The organism is Nocardiopsis sp. NPDC050513, assembly GCF_044457925.1.
In the GTDB taxonomy this organism is placed as follows: domain Bacteria; phylum Actinomycetota; class Actinomycetes; order Streptosporangiales; family Streptosporangiaceae; genus Nocardiopsis.
In genome coordinates this window covers 139,897-161,781 of sequence record NZ_JBITHK010000008.1, presented here as the reverse complement: position 1 = coordinate 161,781, position 21,885 = coordinate 139,897, and the positions used below count along the sequence as shown (strand labels likewise).

19 protein-coding genes and 5 tRNA genes are annotated in these 21,885 nt (G+C 71.9%); 9 read left to right on the top strand and 15 right to left on the bottom strand.

The annotated features are described in order from the left end of the window. The first annotated feature begins 106 nt into the window (after window positions 1–106). On the top strand, window positions 107–997 hold the full coding sequence (locus tag ACIBFB_RS16545; protein WP_397230880.1) for a hypothetical protein: 891 nt from the start codon (window positions 107–109) through the stop codon (window positions 995–997). 104 nt (window positions 998–1,101) lie between these two features. Here ACIBFB_RS16545 and sph read toward each other — a convergent pair whose 3' ends face one another. Further along, window positions 1,102–2,025, bottom strand: a complete 924-nt coding sequence (sph, locus tag ACIBFB_RS16540) for a sphingomyelin phosphodiesterase (protein WP_397230878.1) — start codon at window positions 2,023–2,025, stop codon at window positions 1,102–1,104. Window positions 2,026–2,279: 254 nt separating this feature from the next. Between sph and ACIBFB_RS16535 the strand changes: the two genes are divergently transcribed. Further along, window positions 2,280–4,043 (top strand): Na+/H+ antiporter NhaC family protein, encoded by a 1,764-nt coding sequence (locus tag ACIBFB_RS16535; protein ID WP_397230876.1) that lies wholly within the window; start codon window positions 2,280–2,282, stop codon window positions 4,041–4,043. A gap of 61 nt (window positions 4,044–4,104) precedes the next feature. Here the strand turns inward: ACIBFB_RS16535 and ACIBFB_RS16530 are convergent, their stop codons facing one another. Further along, window positions 4,105–4,395, bottom strand: coding sequence for a hypothetical protein (locus ACIBFB_RS16530; protein WP_397230875.1), 291 nt, complete (start codon window positions 4,393–4,395; stop codon window positions 4,105–4,107). 14 nt (window positions 4,396–4,409) lie between these two features. On the opposite strand from ACIBFB_RS16530, the gene ACIBFB_RS16525 reads away from it, so the two are divergent. Then, a complete protein-coding gene (locus ACIBFB_RS16525; RefSeq protein WP_397230873.1) occupies window positions 4,410–4,673 on the top strand; it encodes a substrate-binding domain-containing protein in 264 nt (87 codons plus the stop codon). A gap of 416 nt (window positions 4,674–5,089) precedes the next feature. Here ACIBFB_RS16525 and ACIBFB_RS16520 read toward each other — a convergent pair whose 3' ends face one another. Continuing rightward, a complete protein-coding gene (locus tag ACIBFB_RS16520; protein WP_397230871.1) occupies window positions 5,090–5,845 on the bottom strand; it encodes an SDR family oxidoreductase in 756 nt (251 codons plus the stop codon). An 80-nt stretch (window positions 5,846–5,925) separates the two neighbouring features. Here ACIBFB_RS16520 and ACIBFB_RS16515 point away from each other — a divergent pair, with 80 nt between their 5' ends. After that, entirely contained in the window at window positions 5,926–6,534 is a 609-nt protein-coding gene (locus tag ACIBFB_RS16515) for a TetR/AcrR family transcriptional regulator (RefSeq protein WP_397230869.1), read from the top strand. A 195-nt stretch (window positions 6,535–6,729) separates the two neighbouring features. On the opposite strand, the gene ACIBFB_RS16510 is transcribed toward ACIBFB_RS16515, so the two are convergent. The 5 genes from ACIBFB_RS16510 to ACIBFB_RS16490 all read right to left on the bottom strand — a co-directional run bounded on the left by ACIBFB_RS16510 (window position 6,730) and on the right by ACIBFB_RS16490 (window position 7,751). Further along, window positions 6,730–6,803: transfer RNA gene (locus ACIBFB_RS16510), tRNA-Val, on the bottom strand. Between the two features lie 21 nt (window positions 6,804–6,824). Further along, window positions 6,825–6,899: transfer RNA gene (locus tag ACIBFB_RS16505), tRNA-Cys, on the bottom strand. A gap of 46 nt (window positions 6,900–6,945) precedes the next feature. Continuing rightward, window positions 6,946–7,018 (bottom strand) — tRNA-Gly (locus ACIBFB_RS16500). A 63-nt stretch (window positions 7,019–7,081) separates the two neighbouring features. Then, window positions 7,082–7,154, bottom strand: a tRNA-Gly gene (locus ACIBFB_RS16495). A gap of 165 nt (window positions 7,155–7,319) precedes the next feature. Then, entirely contained in the window at window positions 7,320–7,751 is a 432-nt protein-coding gene (locus ACIBFB_RS16490) for a roadblock/LC7 domain-containing protein (RefSeq protein ID WP_357759277.1), read from the bottom strand. A gap of 382 nt (window positions 7,752–8,133) precedes the next feature. On the opposite strand from ACIBFB_RS16490, the gene ACIBFB_RS16485 reads away from it, so the two are divergent. Beyond that, window positions 8,134–8,976 carry an aminotransferase class IV gene (locus ACIBFB_RS16485; protein ID WP_397230866.1) on the top strand — a complete coding sequence of 281 codons (843 nt, stop codon included), beginning with the start codon at window positions 8,134–8,136 and terminating at the stop codon, window positions 8,974–8,976. A 66-nt stretch (window positions 8,977–9,042) separates the two neighbouring features. On the opposite strand, the gene ACIBFB_RS16480 is transcribed toward ACIBFB_RS16485, so the two are convergent. After that, the gene (locus tag ACIBFB_RS16480; RefSeq protein WP_397230864.1) at window positions 9,043–9,465 is read right to left on the bottom strand and encodes an SsgA family sporulation/cell division regulator; all 423 of its coding nucleotides are present in this window, start codon (window positions 9,463–9,465) and stop codon (window positions 9,043–9,045) included. Between the two features lie 475 nt (window positions 9,466–9,940). Between ACIBFB_RS16480 and ACIBFB_RS16475 the strand changes: the two genes are divergently transcribed. Then, a tRNA-Val gene (locus ACIBFB_RS16475) sits at window positions 9,941–10,014 on the top strand. 139 nt (window positions 10,015–10,153) lie between these two features. Here the strand turns inward: ACIBFB_RS16475 and ACIBFB_RS16470 are convergent. Continuing rightward, window positions 10,154–10,453 carry a PGPGW domain-containing protein gene (locus ACIBFB_RS16470; protein WP_397230862.1) on the bottom strand — a complete coding sequence of 100 codons (300 nt, stop codon included), beginning with the start codon at window positions 10,451–10,453 and terminating at the stop codon, window positions 10,154–10,156. A 615-nt stretch (window positions 10,454–11,068) separates the two neighbouring features. Here ACIBFB_RS16470 and thrS point away from each other — a divergent pair. Continuing rightward, window positions 11,069–13,045, top strand: a complete 1,977-nt coding sequence (gene thrS / locus ACIBFB_RS16465) for a threonine--tRNA ligase (protein WP_397230860.1) — start codon at window positions 11,069–11,071, stop codon at window positions 13,043–13,045. Window positions 13,046–13,251: 206 nt separating this feature from the next. Here thrS and ACIBFB_RS16460 read toward each other — a convergent pair whose 3' ends face one another. From ACIBFB_RS16460 to ACIBFB_RS16440, 5 genes are all read right to left on the bottom strand, one after another. Then, a complete protein-coding gene (locus ACIBFB_RS16460) occupies window positions 13,252–13,410 on the bottom strand; it encodes a hypothetical protein (protein WP_397230858.1) in 159 nt (52 codons plus the stop codon). A gap of 112 nt (window positions 13,411–13,522) precedes the next feature. Then, on the bottom strand, window positions 13,523–14,203 hold the full coding sequence (locus tag ACIBFB_RS16455; RefSeq protein WP_397230856.1) for a hypothetical protein: 681 nt from the start codon (window positions 14,201–14,203) through the stop codon (window positions 13,523–13,525). 381 nt (window positions 14,204–14,584) lie between these two features. Next, window positions 14,585–15,742: an acyl-CoA dehydrogenase family protein gene (locus ACIBFB_RS16450; RefSeq protein ID WP_397230854.1), complete on the bottom strand. Its 1,158-nt coding sequence runs from the start codon at window positions 15,740–15,742 to the stop codon at window positions 14,585–14,587. Further along, a complete protein-coding gene (locus ACIBFB_RS16445) occupies window positions 15,739–17,823 on the bottom strand; it encodes an acetyl/propionyl/methylcrotonyl-CoA carboxylase subunit alpha (RefSeq protein ID WP_397231129.1) in 2,085 nt (694 codons plus the stop codon). The genes ACIBFB_RS16450 and ACIBFB_RS16445 overlap by 4 nt, the downstream gene beginning before the upstream one ends. Window positions 17,824–17,911: 88 nt before the next feature. Continuing rightward, window positions 17,912–19,522, bottom strand: coding sequence for a carboxyl transferase domain-containing protein (locus ACIBFB_RS16440; protein ID WP_397231127.1), 1,611 nt, complete (start codon window positions 19,520–19,522; stop codon window positions 17,912–17,914). Between the two features lie 134 nt (window positions 19,523–19,656). Here ACIBFB_RS16440 and ACIBFB_RS16435 point away from each other — a divergent pair, with 134 nt between their 5' ends. Together ACIBFB_RS16435 and ACIBFB_RS16430 are read left to right on the top strand one after the other, a co-directional pair. Then, complete coding sequence (locus tag ACIBFB_RS16435; protein ID WP_397230852.1) at window positions 19,657–20,256, top strand: TetR/AcrR family transcriptional regulator; 600 nt, start codon at window positions 19,657–19,659, stop codon at window positions 20,254–20,256. A 96-nt stretch (window positions 20,257–20,352) separates the two neighbouring features. Further along, window positions 20,353–21,825: a catalase gene (locus ACIBFB_RS16430; RefSeq protein WP_397230850.1), complete on the top strand. Its 1,473-nt coding sequence runs from the start codon at window positions 20,353–20,355 to the stop codon at window positions 21,823–21,825. The last annotated feature ends 60 nt before the right edge of the window (window positions 21,826–21,885 follow it).

The following is a 21,885-nucleotide window of genomic DNA, read 5'->3' as shown; positions in this document are numbered from 1 at the left end:
GGGTGTCCGCAGAGGGGCCTTTCGTCCCGTTGACCACCATACCTCCCGGTCGGTATTTTGCGTTCCGGTGCGGTCCCAGCCCGTGCCGAGAGGAGACACGCGTTCCATGAACCACCACGACACCGCCGGGGGACCGGTGGGCCCGGGCGAGGCCCGTCGCGCCTGGCAGGCCCTGGAGCCCTACCACTCCATGATCTACTTCTCACCCGAGGCCAAGGCGGCCTACGAGGAGCTGGGCCTGAAGGCCTGGGCGGCCTACTTCGGCCCCCGTGCCGCCGCGATGGGGCCGGTGTCGGCCGAGGTCGTGGCCGCCACCTTCTACAACTTCAACCCCGAGGCCGTCCGTGCGGTCGTCCCCCAGCTCTGGGACTCCGCTCCGCCCGAGCGGCTGCTCGCCGCGCGCCACACGGCCGTCGACGTGACCCTGCGCCGCATCCTGGGCGACGCGGCGGTGGACTCGCCCGAGACGGCGCGCGCCGCCGAACTCGCCCGCCGCGCCGCGGAGGCCGTGGCGGACGACGTCAGCGGCCGACCGCTCTACGCCGCCCACGCCGCCCTGCCCTGGCCCGAGGAAGCCCACATGGTCCTGTGGCACGCGCAGACGCGCTTGCGCGAGTACCGCGGCGACGGCCACATCGCCGCGCTCGTCCTGGCGGGCCTGAGCGGGTTGGAGGCGCTGGTCACGCACTCGGTGACCGGGACCGCTCCGCCGGCGAAGCTGCTGAAGACCACCCGGGCGTGGTCGGACGAGGAGTGGGACGCGGCCACGGACCGGCTGCGGGAGAAGGGCTGGCTCACCGACGAGTCCGATCCGGCGCTCACCCCCGAGGGGCGGCGGCGCCGGGACGAGATCGAGGAGACCACCGACCGCCTCGCGCTCGCCCCCTACGCGGTCCTGGGCGCTGACGGCTGCGCGGAGCTGGCCGGGCTCGCCGCGCCGCTGTCCCGGACGCTGAGCGAGGAGCTCATGCCCTGGAGGGCGCCGAGACGGTCCTGACCGCGCCGGGAGACGGCGACCGGCGGCGGTCGGACACGGCGGGGGCGCGCGGCGGAGTCCTCCGGTGCGCGCCCCCGGGAGCGGAGGCCCCAGGGCGGTGCGGGCTAGCCGCCGAACACGGGGTAGTGGTCGGAGTAGTCCTCGTAGGTGTAGGACCGGCCCCACGACCAGACCGTCCACGGCTCGCTGTGCGCGTCGCGGGTCTCGTTGACGTAGGACGCGGGAGCGGCGGCGTTGCGGATCGGCAGGACGTGGTCGAGGTGCTCCGGCGACCAGTCCGGGTAGTTGTAGCCGGCGATGGAGTTGGTCCCGGTGTCCCAGGAGAACGGGGCGCCCGCGGGGGTCGGCTCGACCGCGTCGAGCCGTTTGAGCGCCCGGTCCCACTCCTGCCCGCCGCCGACGATGTTGAGGTCGCCCGCGAGGTAGACGGGCTCGTCGTCGGGGACGGTGGCGTCGATGAAGCCGCGGATCTGCCCCAGCTGATGGGTGCGGATCTCCTCGTCCTCACCGTCGGAGCACGCGCCGTCCTCGGACTGCATGTGGGTGCCCAGGACGTGCAGGGGACCCTCGGGGGTGTCGAGCTCCACGTAGGCGAAGCCCTTGTTGGCGAACCAGTCGGCCCCGCAGGAGCGGGTGAAGATGTGCTGCTCCCGGCGGGTGATCGGCCAGGTGCTGTGGATGCTCACCCCGCCGTTGGTCGTGGTGTGGGACCGGTATCCGGTCGTCGCGTCCCAGCCGTCGCGCGAGCGCCCGACCACGGGGGTGCCGTGCGGGTACTCCTGGGCGATCCCCCCGCGCAGGACCGCGGCGGAGGAGTTGTCGAAGAGCTCCTGCAGGACGACCACGTCCTGGCCGGACACGACGCCGTCCCGCACGATGAGGTCGGCTCGGATCGACTGGCCCCAGTTCGGGTACAGCGCCGTGGGCAGCAGGTACGCGTTGTAGGTGGCGATACGGGGTGCCCGTCCGTCGTCGGCCGAAGCGGGGGCGGCCGTGACGAGGAGGGGGATGAGTGCGGCGAGAATCATGGGGGCGATGCGTCTGTACACGAGGGCACAGCCTGACCAGCCCAGGACGCTATCCGGGCACCAGTGGGTTACTAGTCGGTAGCGAACACGTGCACGTTGGGCGCGTCAGGTAAAGATCAGCCCCGAACCGCACAACTCCGGCGGTCGTTCGGTGCTCCTCGCACCACGGTGGGCGACCTTCTTCTCAGGAGTCCCTGACTTCTCAGAGGTCCCTGAGAGCACTCGGGCCACGTCGCCCACCAGAAGGAACGGCCATGACGCGGATCAGACCGAGCACGGAGGACGACGACCCGGGGGCCCGCGCGCCGCGTCCCGGGCGCTGGCGGAGCCGGGGCGGCGCCCTCGCGGTCGCGGCCGCCGCGGTGGTCGTCCTGGGCGTCCTCGCCTCCGCGGCGGGCGCCGCCCCCGGGCTCGCCGACACCGCGCGGGAGGCGGACGGCCTGGAGACGGGGCGCTGGTGGTCGGTCCTGCCGCCGGTGCTGGCGATCGGGCTGGCGCTCGCGACCCGCCAGATCCTGCCCGCCCTGTTCGCGGGCATCTGGCTGGGGGCCTGGCTCCTGGAGGGGTTGTCGCCGTTCGGCCTCCTGACCTCGCTGCTCGACTCGGCCAGTGTGTACACCGTCGAGGCGCTCGCCGACCCCGAACACGTCATGATCGTGGTGTTCACCCTGATGATCGGCGGTCTGGTGGGGGTGATCCGCAAGAACGGCGGCACCGACGGCATCGTGCGCGTGGTGACCCGCTGGGCGAGCACCCCGCGCGGAGGACAGACCGTCACCGCGGGACTGGGCGTGGCCGTGTTCTTCGACGACTACGCCAACACGCTGGTGGTCGGCAACACGATGCGCCCGATCGTGGACCGGTTGAACGTGTCCCGGGAGAAGCTCGCGTACATCGTCGACTCCACGGCCGCGCCGGTGGCCACGCTGGCGCTGCTGTCCACGTGGATCGGATTCCAGGTGGCGCTGATCGACGACGCCGTCGCCGGGACAGGGCTGACCATGAACGGCTTCGCGGTCTTCGTCGAGTCCCTGCGGTACGCGCTGTACCCGATCCTGGCGATCGTCCTCGTCTTCGCGGTCGCCCTCTCCGGCCGCGACTTCGGACCGATGCTGGCCGCCGAACGCCGGGCGCGCGCCACGGGCGAGGTTCTGCGGGAGGGGTCGCACCTCGGAGCCGGGGCGGGCGAGACCGACGAGCTGACCCCCGACGAGGACGCGCCGCGCAGGCTGGTCAACGCGCTGATCCCGATTCTGGTCCTGGTCGTCACCACCGTGGTCGGCCTGTTCGCGACGGGTGAGGGGGAGACCGCCATCGAGGTGGTCGGCGACGGGGACCCGTTCTCGTCGCTGCTGTGGGGCTCGCTGCTGGGCCTGCTCGTCGCGGGGGCGATGAGCATGGGCCAGCGGATCCTCACGATGGGCGAGGTCGTCGACGCCTGGTTCGCGGGCGTCAAGTCCATCCTGTACGTGGTCATCATCCTGACGCTGGCCTGGGCGCTGTCCGCCCTCACCGCCCAGCTGGGCACCGCCGAGTTCATCGCGGGCACACTCGGCGAGGCGATCCCGCTCTTCCTCCTTCCGGCGCTGCTGTTCGTCATCGCCGCCGCGGTCGCCTTCGCCACCGGGACGAGCTGGGGGACCATGGGGATCCTGACCCCGCTGGCGGTCCCGCTGGCCTGGGCCGCCCTGGAGGCCCAGGGGCTGGCCGGGCCCGACGGCCACCCCGTCCTGTTCGCCTCGGTCTCGACGATCCTGGCCGGGGCGGTGTGGGGCGACCACTGTTCGCCGATCTCCGACACCACGGTCATCTCGGCCCTCGCCTCCCAGTGCGACGTCATCGACCACGTGCGCACGCAGCTGCCGTACGCGCTCTTCGTGGCCGGCGTGGTGATCGTCCTGGGGCTGCTGCCCGTCGGACTCGGTCTGCCCTGGTGGGCGGCGCTCGCCGTGTGCGGGGTCGCGGTCGTGGTGGGGCTGAGGTTCCTCGGGCGGCGCGTCGAGACGACCGGCGGCTGACCGGCGCCCGCCCGGCGCCTGATCGGGTCGCCCCCGCGACGGGGCGACCCGATCAGGCCGGTCAGACGCCCGCGGACCGCGCCGCCGCCGTGAGGTTCCCGGCCGCCAGCCGCAGCCCCTCCTCCTGGCCGAACTCCAGGTCCTCGTGCTCGATGTTGACCGCCATGTCCGGGTCGACCTTCTGCAGAGCGCTCAGGAAGCGCGCCCAGAACTCCTGGTCGTGCCCGCGGCCGACCGCCACGAAGTCCCACGAGGAGTCCTCGGGCCACCGGTTGAGCGTGTACCGGCCGCCGAGGTGCTCGATGGCGGCCACCGGGTCGATGCCCTGCCAGAACAGGTGGCTCGGGTCCATCTCGGCCCCCACGTGTGTGGCCCCGGTCGGACGCCCTGGCGAGGGAGGGCGTGGACGTGCCCGGTCAGGTGTCGGTGGCGGGCTACGACGACAGTCCGCTGTCGAGGCTGGTCCACGTGAACCTCACGACGGTCAGCCAGAACGCCGAGGAGCAGGCGCGGCAGGCGGTCGCGCGGGTGGTGGAGCGGCTCGACTCGGGTCGGGACGAGCCCGCCACCGTGGCCCTCGAACCCGCGCTCGTCGTGCGCGGGACGACCGGGCCGCCCCGCGCGGACTGAACCCGGGCGGGCAGCGGGCGCAGGGGAGTCGGTGGGTGCCACCGTCCCAGGCGAGGGCCCCGGACGCGTCCACGGGACGTTCGTTCCAGACGCCTCCGGTGCCGGGGACCTCCTCGGCCCGCCCTCCGCCGGCTGCTTCGACGCGGGGAGCCCGATGCGGTTCCCTGCCCTCGGATGGGGACGTCGTCAGCCGACGACCCGACGAAGACGGACTGCCGCCTGAGGTGTCCGAGGGAGGCGACGGAAGGCGCGTCGCAGTGGGGCGGTCTCGCGTTCTCCGAGAGACCGGGGCCCAGGGCGGCGTGGCGCTGCCGAGCGCGGGCACAGGGACGTCGAGGCCGGATTCCGCCCACTCCCGTCGGCGATCGCGCGGGCGAGGAACTGCCGGTCGGATGAAGCTCGCTCCCGGCGGTGGTTCACAGCAACGCTCCGCCGGAGGCGTCGATCCGCTGACCGGTGACCCAGCGGGAGTCATCGGAGGCGAGGAAGGCGACGATGTCGCTGACATCGGCCGGTTCGGCGACCCGGCCCAGCGGGGAGAACGCGGCCACCGTCGCACGGGCGCCGTCGAGCCAGGCGGCGTTCATGTCGGTGTCCACGACCCCGGGCGCGACGGCGTTCACGGTGATCCCTCGCGGGCCCAGCTGTTTGGCCAGGGTCGCGGTGAAGACGTCGACCGCGCCCTTGCTCATCGCGTAGGCGATCAGGTCGGGCTGCGCCGCTCCTCGCGTCAGGTGCGTCGAGACGTTCACGATCCGGCCACCGTCCCGCAGCCGCGACAGGCCCGCCCGGGTGACGAAGAACGGCGCGACCGTGTTGAGCGCGAGCATCCGCCGCAACCCGTCCGGCGTGGTGTCCTCGATCGTGCCGCGCACGTCGGCGACGCCGGCGTTGTTGACGAGCACGTCCACGCCGTCGACGGCCTTGTCGACCGCTGTCCACAGCGCCTCGGCCTCATCCTCGGGAGCGTCGTCGCCGAAGCGCGCGGCGATCGCGACCGCGTCGCCGCCGACCGAGGTGATCTCGGCGACGGTCTCCTCCGCCGCGGCCCGGGCGCCTCCGTAATGCACCACCACCCGGGCGCCCTCCGCGGCGAGCCGACGGGACACCGCCCGCCCGATACCGCGGCCTCCGCCGGTCACCAGCGCCGTTCTGCCCCTGAGGCGTCCCATACGGGCTCCTACAAATTCTGTAGTGGTCATTGCAGAATGCAACGTAGCAGATTCCGTAGTGATCGCTCTAGAATGTCGCCATGGCCACCAGGACCCGCGGCAGACCGCGCGGCTTCGACCGGGACGCCGCGCTGCACCAGGCGATGCTGCTGTTCTGGGAGCGGGGCTACGACGGGATCGGGATCAGCGAGCTCACGCAGACCCTCGGAATCTCGGCGACCAGCCTGTACGCGGCGTTCGGGGACAAGCGCTCGCTGTTCGAGGAGTCCGTCGAGGCCTACACCCGCGAGCACGGTTCCTACATAGCCGAAGCCCTCGAACAGGAGCCGACCGCCCGAGGGGCGGTGGGCCGCATCCTGGGCAGCGCCGCGGAGCGCCACACGCAGCCGGGCCTGCCCGCGGGATGTCTGCTGATCAACGGTGCGACGCACGACACCGCACGCTCGGCAGACGTGGCGGCCGGGCTGAGGCGGAGGCGAAACGAGGCGCGCCGCCTGATCGAGGCCAGAATCAGGGCCGATCGCGATGCCGGCGTCCTCCCGCCCACCGCCGACCCCCACGCGCTGGCCACGCACGTCGTCGCCGTCTGGCACGGGATGGCCCAGCTCGCCCGCGACGGCGCGACCCGCGACGACCTCCTGGCGGCGGTCGAGGCCGCGATGCGTGTGTGGCCCGCGGGCGGGGCCTGACCGAGGAAGGGCCCTCCTGGCCGCCGCGGTCGGCGTACGGGAAACCGGAGACGGCCAGGTGCCCGGCGGATCCAACGCTCACCGTCACTGGACGGGCTCCTCGCCCTGGCGCCGGAGCTCGAAGGGCATCCCCGGAAACGACGAGACGACCCGGCGAGCGCGGTCACGCGCGAGCAGGGTCGTCTCGGAGGCGAGTGGGCGATACAGGATTCGAACCTGTGACCTCTACCGTGTCAAGGTAGCGCTCTAACCAACTGAGCTAACCGCCCTCATCTGGGGGATGAGGTCCATGGAGCCGGAGACGGGAATCGAACCCGTGTGCAGGGATTTGCAGTCCCTTACCTCAACCACTCGGACACTCCGGCAAGGAAGGGCACGAGGGCCTTGCTCCGACCCGTGCGGGCCTCCTCGAGCGGACGACGGGATTCGAACCCGCGACCCTCACCTTGGCAAGGTGATGCTCTACCAGCTGAGCCACGTCCGCGTGTGGTCCGGGTCGGCCCCGGACCGGTGCGGTTCGCCCCGAAGGGGAACCACACCCGTTCCGAGCGGACGACGGGATTCGAACCCGCGACCCTCACCTTGGCAAGGTGATGCTCTACCAACTGAGCCACGTCCGCGCGGCGAGCCCTTCGGGTCCGGTCGGTCCTGCCGGCCGCCCCGCTCGCTGCGAGAAGAACTCTAGCGGATTCCCGGCCGAGCGCGAAATCGAGTATTCCCAGGCGTGCTCACGCCCCGCCGCGGCAGGACCCGTACCCCTGTCCCGCCCGTGCGGCGGCGCTCCCCTACTTCTCCACGTGCGCGGGCGTGGACGGCATGTCCGGACGCGGCGGCGCCGAGAGGTACTGGCCGACCCTCTCGATCACCTTGTTCATCTCGTAGGCGATGAGTCCGACATCGCTGTCGGCGTCCGACATCAACGCCATGCAGGCTCCCTCGCCCGCGGCGGCCACGAAGAGGAAGGCGCGGTCCATCTCGATGATGCTCTGACGGATGCCGCCGGCGGAGAACTGCTTGCTCGCCCCGCCCGCGAGGCTGTGCAGCCCCGAGGCGATCGCGGACAGGTGTTCCGCCGCCGGGCGATCCAGCCCACTGGAGGTGGCCATGAGGAGTCCGTCGGTGGACAGGACGATCGCGTGCTGCGTACCGGAGGCGCGGGTGAGGAGATCGTCCAGCAGCCAGCTGAGTTCTCCACGTGCAGTGCTCGGAGGGGTCATGGCTCTCTTTTGCTCTGTCAGTCGGTCGGGCGTGACGGGGACTCGCGCGCGGGGCGCGGCTGGCGTGCCTGGTGGGGGTGGCGTTCGACAGCGTGCGCCGGTCCCGCATAAGCGTTGCCCAGATGATAGTCATTCGTAACTTATCTGTCTGGACCAAAGTGTGTGACCGGGGTGGGCCAGAGAGGTGAGTCGCTACCCGCGACCAGTGGTGATGGTGCGTGTGCGGCGGTTTGGAAAGCGGACCGGCGGCCGGTGCCGGACACGGGGCTTGCCAACGCGCGTGCAGCGCGGGTACGGGTGGCCGCGGCGCGGGCCGGGCGGGAGTGGCAGGATCGACGGTGTGTCACCGCCCGCTCGGGCGCACGAGGACTTGGGGGTAGGGATGAAGGTGTGGATCGCGGGTGCCGGGTTCGGCCCCGGTGCGGTCGTGGACGAACGCGAGGCGCTCATCCCCGTGTTCGACCACGGGATCACGGTCGGCGACGGTGTCTTCGAGACCGTCCGGGCCCGGGAGGGGCGCCCGTTCGCGCTCACCCGGCACCTGCGCAGGCTGGCCCGCTCGGCGGTGGGCCTCGGACTGGCCGAACCGGACCTGGACCTGGTCGCGGACGGGGTGGGCCGGGCGCTGTCCGCCAACCCCGAGGTCACCGACGCCCGGGTGCGGATCACCGTCACCGACGGGACCGGGCCGCTGGGCTCGGACCGCGTCCCGGGTGAGCAGACGGCCGTCGTCGCCGTCAGCCCGTTCCCCGCGATCCCGCTCACGGCCGACGTCGCGCTCGCGCCCTGGCCGCGGAACGAGTTCGGCGCCCTGGCGGGCCTGAAGACCACCTCCTACGCGGGCAACGTGCGCGCGCTCGCGCACGCGAAGGAGAGGGGCGCCTCCGAGGCCGTCTTCCGCAACGTGAGCGGGAACCTGTGCGAGGGAACCGGCAGCAACGTCTTCGTGGTCCTGGACGGCAGGCTGATCACCCCGCCGCTGTCCGCCGGCCCCCTGGCGGGGATCACGCGCGAACTCGTCCTGGAGTGGTTCGGCGGCGAGGAGGAGGACGTGCCCATGGACCGTCTCCCCGAGATCTCCGAGGCCTTCCTGACGTCCACGGGGCGCGACGTCCAGGCGATCCTGCGCGTCGACGGCCGCGAGGTCTCCAGCGGGCCCGGTCCGGTCACCACGAAGGCGCGCTCGGTGTTCCTGGAGCGAGCCTCGGCCGACATCGACCCCTGAGGGGCCCGGACACGACTGGGGGGACGGCGCACCCGCGCCGTCCCCCCAGTCGTTCGGGGCGGAGGGTCAGGAGCCCAGGTGCCGCTGGATCTCCTCGTCCAGGTCCACGAAGGTGGGCTCCTGGCCGGCGGGCACGATCTCGTAGGTCCGGTGGAGGAACTCGGCCAGCGGCGAGACCTGGGTGTCGAACTCGGCCTGCCCGAAGGGGGAGGACAGCGAGATGCTCACGGTCCGGTCCCCGTTGTCGTCCTTGGAGGGCCACACGCGCACGTCGCCCTCGCCCACCGGGCGCACGATGCCGACGGTGAGGAGCTCGCGCGCGAAGATCCACTCGACGGGGTCGTCCTCGCCGGTGTGGAAGGCGACGCGGATCGCGTACGGGTCGTTCGCGCTGTAGTCGAGTCGCGCGACCAGGGGCACCGAGGTGCGTTCGGGGACCACGAGCCGCAGGCCCAGCTCGGCGGTGGCAGTGGTGTCGCTACTGTTCATGTTCGCCAAACCTTTTCTCGTCCGGCCCTGCTGTTGCGGCGCGGGTCGGTTGCCGTCTCACTCGCTCCAACGCGGCCGTCCGCGGACTATGACGAGAGTACGGAGACTTTCTTGGTCGGGTGGGACCGGAGGCCGCGCTGTCCGCTCTGTGGGGCCAGCGTGCCGCATGGCGGCTGCCCGATCCTTCGTCACTGTAATGACCAGGGGAAACCAAAGATTTCCCAATGTCGGGTGGCCCACGTCACGTCAGGGTAATGAGAAGGGGGTCCTCGTGGGTTCCTCGGGGGCGGGATCTCCTTCCGGGGGCGGGGATCGGCGTCGCGTCGCACCAGCGTCGCGCACACACGAGGACAAGAATGTGACCTCCATCACATATCGTGGTCCGGTGGGCGTGCGGGCGTGTGGGACGACCACCCCCGCGGATGCGCTAGAGTTTTTCTTGTCCGGCCGACAGGGCGGACAGGGCAGCAGCTCAGGGCGATTAGCTCAGTTGGCTAGAGCGCGTCGTTCACACCGACGAGGTCACTGGTTCGAGTCCAGTATCGCCCACACGCCGAAGGGACCGGCTCCGTGTCAGACGGGGCCGGTCCCTTCTTCCGTGTGACCCTCTCTTGACCTCACGCCTTTGCCTTCGCCGAGGTCTTCTCCCGGCCCGCAGGCCCGTGGGCCGCGGCGCGGGTGCCGGCGGCTAGTCGGGGTCCGGGGCGGCGAGCCCCTTCCTGACCGCGCGGCGGGCGCGCAGGCGGCGCAGGAGCTCCTCCCTGGCGCGGTTGCCGTACCGCTCGGCGCGGCGGAACCACGTGCGGGCCGGGCGCAGCAGACGGTGGGCCCAGTGGAACTCGGTGCTGAGGATGAACAGCCCGAGGATGACCGAGGCGGCTCCCGGTCCCGGGGCCACCATCATGGCGAGACCGGCGACGATGACCAGAACTCCGACCGTGGTGACGACGACGCGCCAGGTCAGGTGGAGGGCCGGGTGCGCGTGCATGTGTCGCCGAAAGAGTCGGAACCGCGCCCGAAGCCGCCGCCATCGGCGAACTCGAGCAGGGGTGGGGGATGTCTCCGGGGCCGGCGGACCTTGGGAAGGGCTCGGTGACATGCGCTCACAGTATTCGGTCGGAGTGAGTGGGCGGATTCGGGTCGGGCGAGGGCGGCGATCGGGTGTCAGCTGATTGTCACCGATCTCGGGGCCTTGATCAATGCTCCACAAGGGGGTCGTCACGGGGTCCGGGAATATCGTGACGATCTATGACAGATTCGGTGGGGATCGGACTTTGGGCTCCTTCCTCCACCTTCGTGCGGGTGCGTCCGAGCGTGGTCGCGGGTATCCGAAATCACGTGTCCGAATCCCCGACAGGTCCCCCGGCCGGGCCAGCGGACGGGGGGTGAGGTCGGTGCTCCCCGGCCTCGCCGCCGGGGGCGCGCCACGACCCGAAACCCACCGTGCCACCGCGTCCCGGGCGTCGCCAGGGGTCCCCGTCCGCCTGTGGACAACGCGAACCGCCGCCCACGCGGAGCCGATACCATCGGACGCGAAACGCCTGGCCGCCCCCAGGAGGCGGCGTCGGCGCAGACCAACGACCACGTATCCCTAGGAGTCACCGTGCCCGCCGCGCCTGAGCTGCACATCACCCTCGCCGGAACCCCGCGTGCGGTGGCGGCCACGACCACGGCGGGGGAGGCCCTGGAGGCCGACGGCAGGACCGTCGTCGCGGCCATGGTCAACGGCGAGCCGCGCGACCTCGCCCGGGAGTTGGCCGACGGCGACGTGGTCGAGCCGATCGCCATCGACTCCGAGGAGGGGCGGGCGATCCTGCGCCACTCCACCGCGCACGTCCTCGCCCAGGCGGTCCAGGAGCTCTTCCCCGAGGCCAAGCTGGGCATCGGCCCGCCCGTGGAGAACGGGTTCTACTACGACTTCGACGTCGCCGAGCCCTTCACCCCGGCCGACCTGAAGAGCATCGAGAAGAAGATGCAGCAGATCGTCAAGCAGGGGCAGCGCTTCGACCGCAGGGTCGTCTCCGACGAGGACGCCCGCGCGGAACTGGCCACCGAGCCGTACAAGCTCGAACTGATCGACATCAAGGGCAGCGACGCGGCACAGGCCGCCGAGGGCGCGGGCGTCGAGGTCGGCTCGGGTGAGCTCACCATCTACGACAACATCCACCCGCGCACGGGGGAGCAGTGCTGGAAGGACCTGTGCCGTGGGCCGCACCTGCCCACCACCAAGGTCATCCCGGCGTTCAAGCTCATGCGCACCGCCGCGGCCTACTGGCGCGGCAAGGAGACCAACCCCCAGCTCCAGCGGGTCTACGGCACCGCCTGGGAGTCCAGGGACGCGCTCAAGGACTACCTGACCTTCCTGGAGGAGGCGGAGAAGCGCGACCACCGCAAGCTCGGGGCCGAACTGGACCTGTTCTCCATCCCCGACGAGATCGGGTCGGGCCTGGCGGTCTTCCACCCCAAGGGCGGGGTCATCCGCCGGGTGATGGAGGACTACTCGCGACAGCGGCACGAGCGGGGCGGCTACGAGTTCGTCTACTCGCCGCACGCCACCAAGAGCGCCCTGTTCGAGAAGTCGGGGCACCTGGACTGGTACGCGGACGGCATGTACCCCCCCATGCAGCTCGACGGCGGACAGGACTACTACCTGAAGCCGATGAACTGCCCCATGCACAACCTGATCTTCGACGCGCGGGGGCGCTCCTACCGTGAGCTGCCGCTGCGCCTGTTCGAGTTCGGGACCGTCTACCGGTACGAGAAGTCCGGCGTGGTGCACGGCCTCACCCGCGCCCGGGGCTTCACCCAGGACGACGCGCACATCTACTGCACCAAGGAGCAGATGGCGGACGAGCTCGACTCGCTGCTGACCTTCGTGCTGGACCTGCTGCGCGACTACGGCCTCGACGACTTCTACCTGGAGCTGTCCACCAAGGACCCGGAGAAGTACATCGGCGACGACCACGTCTGGGCCGAGGCGACCGACACCCTGCGCCAGGCCGCCGAGAAGCAGGGCCTGGAACTGGTCATGGACCCGGGCGGCGCCGCGTTCTACGGCCCGAAGATCTCGGTGCAGGCCAAGGACGCCATCGGCCGGACCTGGCAGATGTCCACCATCCAGCTGGACTTCAACCTGCCCGAGCGCTTCGACCTGGAGTACACCGCCGCGGACGGCACCCGTCAGCGCCCGGTGATGATCCACCGCGCCCTGTTCGGCTCCATCGAGCGGTTCTTCGCCGTGCTGCTGGAGCACTACGCGGGCGCCTTCCCGGCCTGGCTGGCGCCGGTGCAGGCGGTCGGCATCCCGATCGCCGACGAGCACGTCCCGTACCTGCGCGAGGTCGAGGCCAAGCTGCGTGCGGAGGGCATCCGGGTCGAGGTGGACGCCAGCGACGACCGGATGCAGAAGAAGATCCGCAACGCCCAGAAGCAGAAGGTGCCGTTCATGCTGTTGGCCGGTGACGAGGACATCAGCAAGAACGCGGTGTCCTTCCGCTACCGGGACGGGTCGCAGAACAACGGCGTGCCGGTCGACGAGGCGGTCGCCGAGATCGTGGCGGCCGTGCGCGAGCGCCGCTAGGCACGGTGGCGCGGGAGGCGGGTGGACCGCCCACCGCGCAGGCGAACGCCCCTCCGGACCGGTCCGGAGGGGCGTTCGCCTGTCTCGGACCCGCCCCGCGACACCGGTCGGCGACGCGCGCCGGGCACGGGCGCGCGTACCCGAGGGAATCGCGCCCGAGGTTTCCGGCACGCCGTCGCCTGCCTCACCCGAGACGGGCGGTCGTCCTAGCGATCGCTCCGCGGCGCCCGCGGCTCGTCGTCGCGGAACAGCTCCTCACGCGAGATCTGGTGCGTGGCGTTGGGGTCCGGCGCGGTCTGTTCCTCGTCGTCGTCCCGGAAGAGCTCCGCCCGAGAGATGCGGTGCGTGGCGTTGGGGTCGCTCATGAGGGAAGGTACTCCTTGTGCGTTGGGGCAAGCCGGATTTTATCCCGCCTTCACACGCGGTACGGCATGGTCCGGCACACGTACACACCCCCGTGACGTGGCCGGGCACGGGTCAGCGTCCGGTCGTGCGTCCGTTCCACGCCGTCGACGGGACGCGGTCCACCAGTTCGATGAGGTAGTCGGCGGCGGTGAGCGCCCGATCGGGGTCCAGCCGCATGGGCGCCCAGGTCAGGACGTGGTCGCCGGAGAAGCGCACGGGGAGGGACCGGGACCGGGAGTCCGCCAGCAGCCACATCCGGGTGGCCCGGTCGAGCACCGCGCGGGTGAAGGCCGAGTCGTTGCCCGTGGTCTGGAAGGCGGTGTCGAACACCGCGTCGACGGGGTCGGGGCCGTCCCCGGTCGCGGATCGGGGCTCCACGCGCCGACGGATCTCCAGTTCGGCGTTGGGCCCCGGCGTGCGTACGGCCACGATCCGGTAGGTGTGCCGGGAGCGGCCGGTACCCCGCCGATCGGCCGCCGTCGCCGTGTGCGTGTACTCGAACGCGGTCACCAGGCGGGCCCCGCGCCGCCCGGTGAGCACGTGCTGGGACCGCGCGTGCTGGCCGTGGACCGTCCGGGGCAGCACCGAGTCCTCCAACGGGTGCGGATGGTGGTCGGTGTAGTGCCACCCGTTCGCGTGCGCCCAGGCCCGCAGCGCGGCCGCACGGTCCTTGCGGAAATGCGCGGCGACCGTGATCGCTCCGGCCGACACCACGACGGCCACCAGTGCGACCAGCGACAGAGCGCCTTCCATCCGGTGTCTCCTCCGGCTGGGGAACGTGGAACGACCTCGTACCCGTGGCGGGGGCCGCTGGACGCGGATCGGGCGTGGGAACCGGTCGGGTCCCCACGGGCCGTACGAGTCCATTCTGTGCCGATTGCGGGGGCTTGTCACCCCTTCCGGTCGCCCGTGCCATCCCCGGGCCCTCCCCATGACCGAAACCGGCCACGGGACGTGCCCGGCCCGGGCACGTCCCGCCCGGGCGACGCCGGCCCACGTGCGCGGCGGCGAGCGGTCCGACGCGGTCTCGGCCCGCCCGCCCGCACACCACGTCGGCCCTCGGACCAGCCGAACGGGACACAGACGGAACAGACCCCCGGAAACGCTGCTTCCGGGGGTCGGCCCACGTCCGCGTCAGGCGGGAAGTCCCAGCTCACGGGCGATGAGCATCTTCTGCACCTCGCTGGTGCCCTCGCCGATCTCCAGGATCTTGGCGTCGCGGTAGAACCTGCCCACCGGGAACTCGTTCATGAATCCGTACCCGCCGAACACCTGCGTGGCGTCGCGCGCGTTGTCCATCGCCGCGTTGGAGGCCACCAGCTTGGCGATCGCCGCCTCCTTCTTGAACGGCTCGCCCGCCAGCATCCGCGAGGCGGCGTCGTAGTAGGCCAGCCGCGCCGTGTGCGCCCGCGCCTCCATCTCCGCGATCTTGAACTGGATCGCCTGGTACTCCCCGATGCGGTGCCCGAACGCGCTCCGCTCGTGGGCGTAGCGCACGCTCTCGTCGACGCACCCCTGCGCCAGCCCCACCGACAGGGCCGCGATCGCGATCCGGCCCTCGTCGAGGATCCGCAGGAACTGCGCGTACCCGCGCCCGCGCTCGCCCACGAGGTTGGCCTCGGGCACCCGGCACCCCTCGAACACCAGCTCGTTGGTGTCTGAGGCGTTCCACCCCACCTTCGAGTACTTCTGCCCCACCGAGAACCCCGGTGTCCCCGCGGGCACCAGGATGGTGGAGATCTCCGGTTTGCCGTCGTCGCGCCGACCCGTCACCGCCGTCACCGTCACGAGCGCCGTGATGTCGGTCCCGGAGTTGGTGATGAACGACTTGGTCCCGTCGATCACCCACTCCCCGTCCTCCAGCCGCGCCGTGGTCCTGGTCGCGCCCGCGTCCGAGCCTCCGTCCGGCTCGGTCAGCCCGAACGCGCCCAGCGCCTCGCCCGAGCACAGCCTCGGCAGATAGGTCTTGCGCTGCTCCTCGGTGCCGAACCGGAAGATCGGCATCGCGCCCAGCGACACCCCCGCCTCCAGCGTGATGGCCACCGACGAGTCGACGCGGGCCAGCTCCTCCAGGGCCAGGCACAGGGCGAAGTAGTCCCCGCCCATGCCCCCGTACTCCTCGGGGAACGGCAGCCCGAACAGCCCCATCCGCCCCATCTTGGCGACGATCTCGTACGGGAAGGCGTCCCGCTCGTAGAAGTCGCCGATGACGGGCGCGACCTCGCTGCGGGCGAACTCCTCGACGGCGGCCCGCAGGTCCGCGTGCTCGGTCGACAGCTCATGGCGGTTCATCGTGTGGTCTCCTCGCTGGTGGCGGGGGTGGGATCGGACGGGTCGGCGGCGGTGGCCCCCGCCCCGTCGGGTTCGACGGTGACCAGGAGGGCGTCCATCGGTACGGACGCTCCCGGGCGGACCGCCACGTCGGTGACGGTCCCGTCGATCGGGGAGGGCACGGAGTGCTCCATCTTCATGGCCTCGACGACGGCCAGCGGCGTGCCCGCGACGACGCGCTGACCGACCTCGACCGGCACGGCGAGCACCGTCCCCGGCATCGGGCTGCGCACGGTGCCGTCGGCGGCGGACTCGTCGTCGCGCAGCGCGGCGGCCACGGGCTCCTCGTGCAGCGTCCACGCGACGCCGTCGGCGCCCAGCCAGCGGTGGGCGGTGGCCGGGTCGTGGGCGCGTGCATAGGAGCGCACCCGGCCCGCGTGGGTCACGGTCAGCCGCCGTCCGTCGGGCGAGCGGCGCGCGCGGGCGGCGACGGGGCCGCCCCGCCGTCCGCCGACGCCCGTGGGGGACGCTCCGCGCCGGGACGCGCCGCCCCCGTCGGCGGGCGCCTCCGGTGCGGCCCCCTCCTGGTCCACGCGAACCTCGTACGACCCCGGCGCCACACGGCGCACGTACACGACCGCGGAGTCGTGCCGCGGCGCGCGCAGCCGCCACCGCGTCCAGGCGGGACCGCCCATCCGCCACCCGTCGGGGACGGCGAACCGGTCGGCCGTCGCGCCGGGCTCCAGGTCCAGCTGGTGGTCCAGGGCGGCGGCGGCGTACACCTCCTCCGGCACGCGGTCCGGCGCGGGCTCGGGCGGGGTGGACTCGATCAGATCGGTGCTCAGGTCGCCGGCGGCCACGCGCGGGTGCCGCAGCAGGCGCCGCAGGTAGGCGGTGTTGGTGACGCAGCCGAGCAGCAGGTACCCGGCCAGGGCCGCGTCCATCCGGCGCAGCGCCTCGCCGCGGTCGGGCCCCCACGTGATCACCTTGGCGAGCATGGGGTCGAACGCTGAGGTCACCGAGCCGCCCTCGGCGATCCCCGAGTCCACCCGGACCCCGCGGCCGGAGGGCTCGGACAGAGCCAGGACCGGCCCGCCGCTGGGGAGGAAGCCCCGGTCGGCGTCCTCGGCGTAGATCCGCGCCTCCACCGCGTGCCCCTCGAAGCCCACGTCGTCCTGGCCGAACGGGAGCGGGTCGCCCAGGGCCACGCGCACCTGGAGTTCGACGAGGTCGACGCCGCGCGCGCCGCGGACCGTCACGACCTCCTCGGTGACCGGGTGCTCCACCTGGAGGCGGGTGTTCATCTCCAGGAACGAGAAGGACAGCTCGCCGTCGTCGCCGACCTCGGCGATGAACTCGACCGTCCCCGCGCCCACGTACCCGCACGCCCGGGCGGCGGCGACCGCGGCCCGACCCATGCGCTCGCGCTGGGCGTCGGTCAGCAGCGGCGAGGGCGCCTCCTCCACCACCTTCTGGTGGCGGCGCTGCAGACTGCACTCGCGTTCACCCAGGTGGACGACGGTGCCGTGGCCGTCGGCCAGGACCTGGACCTCGATGTGCCGGGGGCGCCGGACGAGGCGTTCGACGAGCAGCGTCGCGTCCCCGAACGACGCCAGCGCCTCCCGGCGCGCGGCCGCGGCGTCGGCCAGCAGCGTGTCGGGGGAGTGGACAGCCCGCATCCCCTTGCCGCCCCCGCCGGCGGAGGGCTTGATGAGCAGCGGGTAGCCGGTGGACTCGGCGGCCACGAGCAGTTCGTCGTCGGACATCGGGCGTCCGGGCTTCTCGGTGAACCCGCCCAGGACGGGCACCCCCGCCGCGGCCACGGTGTCCTTGGCGCGGATCTTGTCGCCCATGGCCTCGATCGCCGCGGCGGGCGGTCCGACGAACACCAGGCCCGCGTCCGAACAGGCCCGGGCGAAGTCGGCGTTCTCCGACAGGAACCCGTAGCCGGGGTGGACCATCGTCGCCCCGGACTCCAGCGCGGCGGCGACGATCGCGGGTGCGTCCAGGTAGCCGTCGACCCGGAGGGCCTGGTCGGCGGCCAGGGCGTGCGGCGCGTCGGTGTCGGCGTCGGTGTACACCGTCACCGACCCGATCCCCATCCGCCTCAGCGTGCGCAGGATCCGCAGGGCGATCTCGCCCCGGTTGGCGACGAGAACGGTCGGTACAGAGGTCGTGGTCACGGGTTCCTCACATCCGGAAGACGCCGTAGCCCACCGGCTCCAGGGGCGCGTGGCGGGCGGCGGACAGGGCCATGGCGAGCACCTCACGGGTGTCGACGGGGTCGATGACGCCGTCGTCCCACAGGCGCGCGGTGGAGTAGTAGGGGCTGCCCTGCTCCTCGTACTGGTCGCGGACGGGCGCCTTGAACGCCTCCTCGTCCTCGGCGGACCACTCCTCGCCGCGCGCCGTCAGTTGGTCGCGGCGGACGGTGGAGAGCACGGACGCGGCCTGTTCGCCGCCCATCACGGAGATCCGGGCGTTCGGCCACATCCACAGGAAGCGGGGGGAGTAGGCCCGGCCGCACATGCTGTAGTTGCCCGCGCCGAACGAGCCGCCGATGACCACGGTGAACTTCGGGACGCGCGCGCAGGCCACGGCGGTGACCATCTTCGCTCCGTGTTTGGCGATGCCGCCCGCCTCGTAGTCGCGGCCGACCATGAACCCGGAGATGTTCTGGAGGAAGACCAGGGGGATGCCGCGCCGGTCGCACAGTTCGATGAAGTGCGCGCCCTTGAGCGCCGACTCGGCGAACAGGATGCCGTTGTTGGCCACGATGCCGACCGGGTGTCCGTGCAGGTGCGCGAACCCGGTGACCAGGGTCGTGCCGTACTCCGCCTTGAACTCGGTGAACTCACTGCCGTCCACGATCCGGCCGATGACCTCGCGCACGTCGTACGGGGTGCGGGTGTCGGACGGGACCACCCCGTACAGCTCCTGCGGGTCCAGCACGGGCGGGCGCGGGTCGCGCGTCCGCCACGCCGGGGGTTCGGGCGGGCCGAGGGTGTCGGCGACGCGCCGTACGAGGGTGAGGGCGTGCGCGTCGTCGTCGGCGAGGTGGTCGGTGACGCCGGAGACCCGCGAGTGCAGGTCGCCTCCGCCCAGTTCCTCGGCCGTGACGACCTCGCCGGTGGCGGCCTTCACCAGGGGAGGGCCGCCCAGGAAGATCGTCCCCTGCTCGCGGACGATGACGGCCTCGTCGCTCATCGCGGGGACGTAGGCGCCCCCGGCGGTGCACGAACCGAGCACGGCCGCGATCTGCGGGATGCCGAGCCTGGACATGGTGGCCTGGTTGTAGAAAATCCGCCCGAAGTGCTCGCGGTCGGGGAACACCTCGTCCTGCATCGGCAGGAACGCGCCGCCGGAGTCGGCGAGGTAGACGCACGGCAGCCGGTTGTGCAGCGCCACCTCCTGTGCGCGCAGGTGCTTCTTGACCGTCATCGGGTAGTAGCTGCCGCCCTTGACCGTGGCGTCGTTGGCGACCACGACCACGGGGCGTCCGGCCACCCGCCCGACGCCCGCGATCATTCCGGCTCCGGGGGCGTCCTGTCCGTCCTTCCCGTAGAGTCCGTAGGCCGCCAGGGGGGCGATCTCCAGGAACGGGGAGCCGGGGTCGAGGAGGAGGTCGACCCGGTCGCGGGGCAGGAGTTTGCCGCGTTCGACGTGGCGGGCGCGGGTCTTCTCGGGGCCGCCCAGGGCCGCGGTGGCGATCCGCTCCCGCAGTTCCTGGGCAAGGGCGCGGTTCGCCGCGTCGTTGGCGGCGAACGCGGGCCCGGCGGTGTCGACCGCCGAACCGAGCACGGATGCCCTGCTCATGGTGTCCTCTCGTGGAGGGATGTTAATGCTCACTAACACCTGAGATGTTAATAACTACTAACATGGGTGTCCAGAGCCGGGGCGGCGCGCCGCCCCGAAGCCGACGAGAGGCGGGGTGGATGGGGCCGAAGCCGACGATCGAACGCCGGACCGCGATCCTGGGCGCGGCGGCCGAACTCTTCGCCGCGCGCGGCTACCGCGGTGTGACCATCGACGAACTCGGCCGGGCCGTGGGCACCAGCGGACCCGCGCTGTACCGGCACTTCCCGGGCAAGGAGGCCCTGCTCGGCGAGGTCCTCGTCGACATCAGCGAGCGGCTGGCCCGCCGGGGAGCGGAGGTCGCGGCGCGCGCCGCGGGACCCGAGGAGGCCCTGGAGCTGCTGCTGCGCGGCCACATCGCCTTCGCCCTGGACGAACCCGCCCTCATCACCGTCCACGACCGGGAGCTGGGCAACCTCACCGAGGCGGACCGCCGCCGGGTGCGCCGACTGCAGCGCGGCTACGTGGAGACGTGGGTCGACGTCCTGGCCGCCCTGCGCCCCACGGCCTCGCGGATCACCCTGCGCGCCGCGGTCCACGCCGCCTTCGGTCTGCTCAACTCGACCCCGCACAGCCGGGGCGACCTGCCGCGCGACCGGATGGCGGAGCTGCTGCTGGCCATGGGCTCGGCCGCGCTCACCGCGCCCGAGCCCGCTTCCACCCCCGCGTCCGCCGGTTGAACGTAGCTTGACCGGCCTCCGGGTAGACCGCGCCTGAGACGCCCCCGGGGTCGGGATCCCCGGGGGCGCGAGAGCGTGGACGAGGGGGAGAGATCCATGGTCGAGGGGCCTGGACGAAGCGGTGATCCGGTCACCACCACGAACGCGGGCACGCCCGTGGCCAGCGACGAGCACTCGCTGAGCGTGGGCAGGGACGGGCCGTTGGTCCTGCATGACGCGTACCTGATCGAGAAGATGGCGCACTTCAACCGGGAGCGCGTCCCGGAACGGGTGGTGCACGCCAAGGGCAGCGGGGCCTACGGGTTCTTCCGGGTGACGGCCGACGTCAGTGAGTACACCCGGGCGGACGTGTTCCAGCCCGGCACGGAGACGCCGGTGCTCGCCCGCTTCTCCAGCGTGGCCGGTGAGCTGGGCAGCCCCGACACCTGGCGGGATCCGCGCGGGTTCGCGCTGAAGTTCTACACCCGCGAGGGCAACTACGACATGGTCGGCAACAACACTCCGGTGTTCTTCATGCGCGACCCCCAGAAGTTCCAGGACTTCATCCGCTCCCAGAAGCGGGACCCGCGCACGGGCCTGCGCGACAACACGATGCAGTGGGACTACTGGTCGCTGTCCCCGGAGTCCGCGCACCAGGTGACCTGGCTCATGGGCGACCGGGGCATCCCGAAGAACTTCCGCCGCATGAACGGCTACAGCTCGCACACCTACATGTGGGTCAACGCTGCGGGCAGGCGGGTGTGGGTCAAGTACCACTTCGTCACCGACCAGGGCGCCGACTTCCTCACTCAGGCCGACGCCGACCGGATCGCCGGGACCGACGCCGACTTCTACCGGCGCGACCTCCACCACGCGATCGAGCGCGGCGACCACCCGTCCTGGACGCTGAAGGTGCAGATCATGCCGCTGGAGGACGCGGCGGACTACCGGTTCAACCCGTTCGACCTGACCAAGGTGTGGCCGCACTGCGATTACCCGCTGGTCGAGGTCGGACGGATGACGCTGAACGAGAACCCGGAGAACCACCACATCCACGTCGAGCAGGCCGCCTTCGAACCGTCCAACCTGGTGCCCGGCGTCGGGCCGTCACCGGACAAGATGCTGCTCGCGCGCTTGTTCTCCTACCCGGACACGCACCGCTACCGGATCGGCGTCAACTACGGCGAACTCCCGCCCAACCGGCCGCGCGTGCCGGTGCGGTCCTACTCCAAGGACGGCCAGATGCGTTTCTACCCGCCGGGTACCGGAGCGGTCTACCACCCGAACTCCTTCGGCGGCCCCGAGGGCGCGGACCAGACCGGAGCGGACCCGACGGGTTGGCAGGTCGAGGCGGGCGAGCTGGTGCGCGAGGCCTACACCGGGCACCGCGAGGACGACGACTTCGTCCAGCCCCGCACGCTCATCAACGGCGTCATGGACGGCGCGGCGCGCGACCGTCTGGTGTCCAACATCGCCGGGCACATGTCCTCGGTCACCGACCAGGGGGTGCTCTCGCGGGCGCTGAAGTACTGGCGCGACATCGACTCCGACATCGGCGAGCGGGTCGCGGCCGAGCTCAACGGCGGCTGAGTCGGCACACACGGACGGTGCCGCGGGGATCGCGTTCCCCGCGGCCCCGCGCAGCCGGCG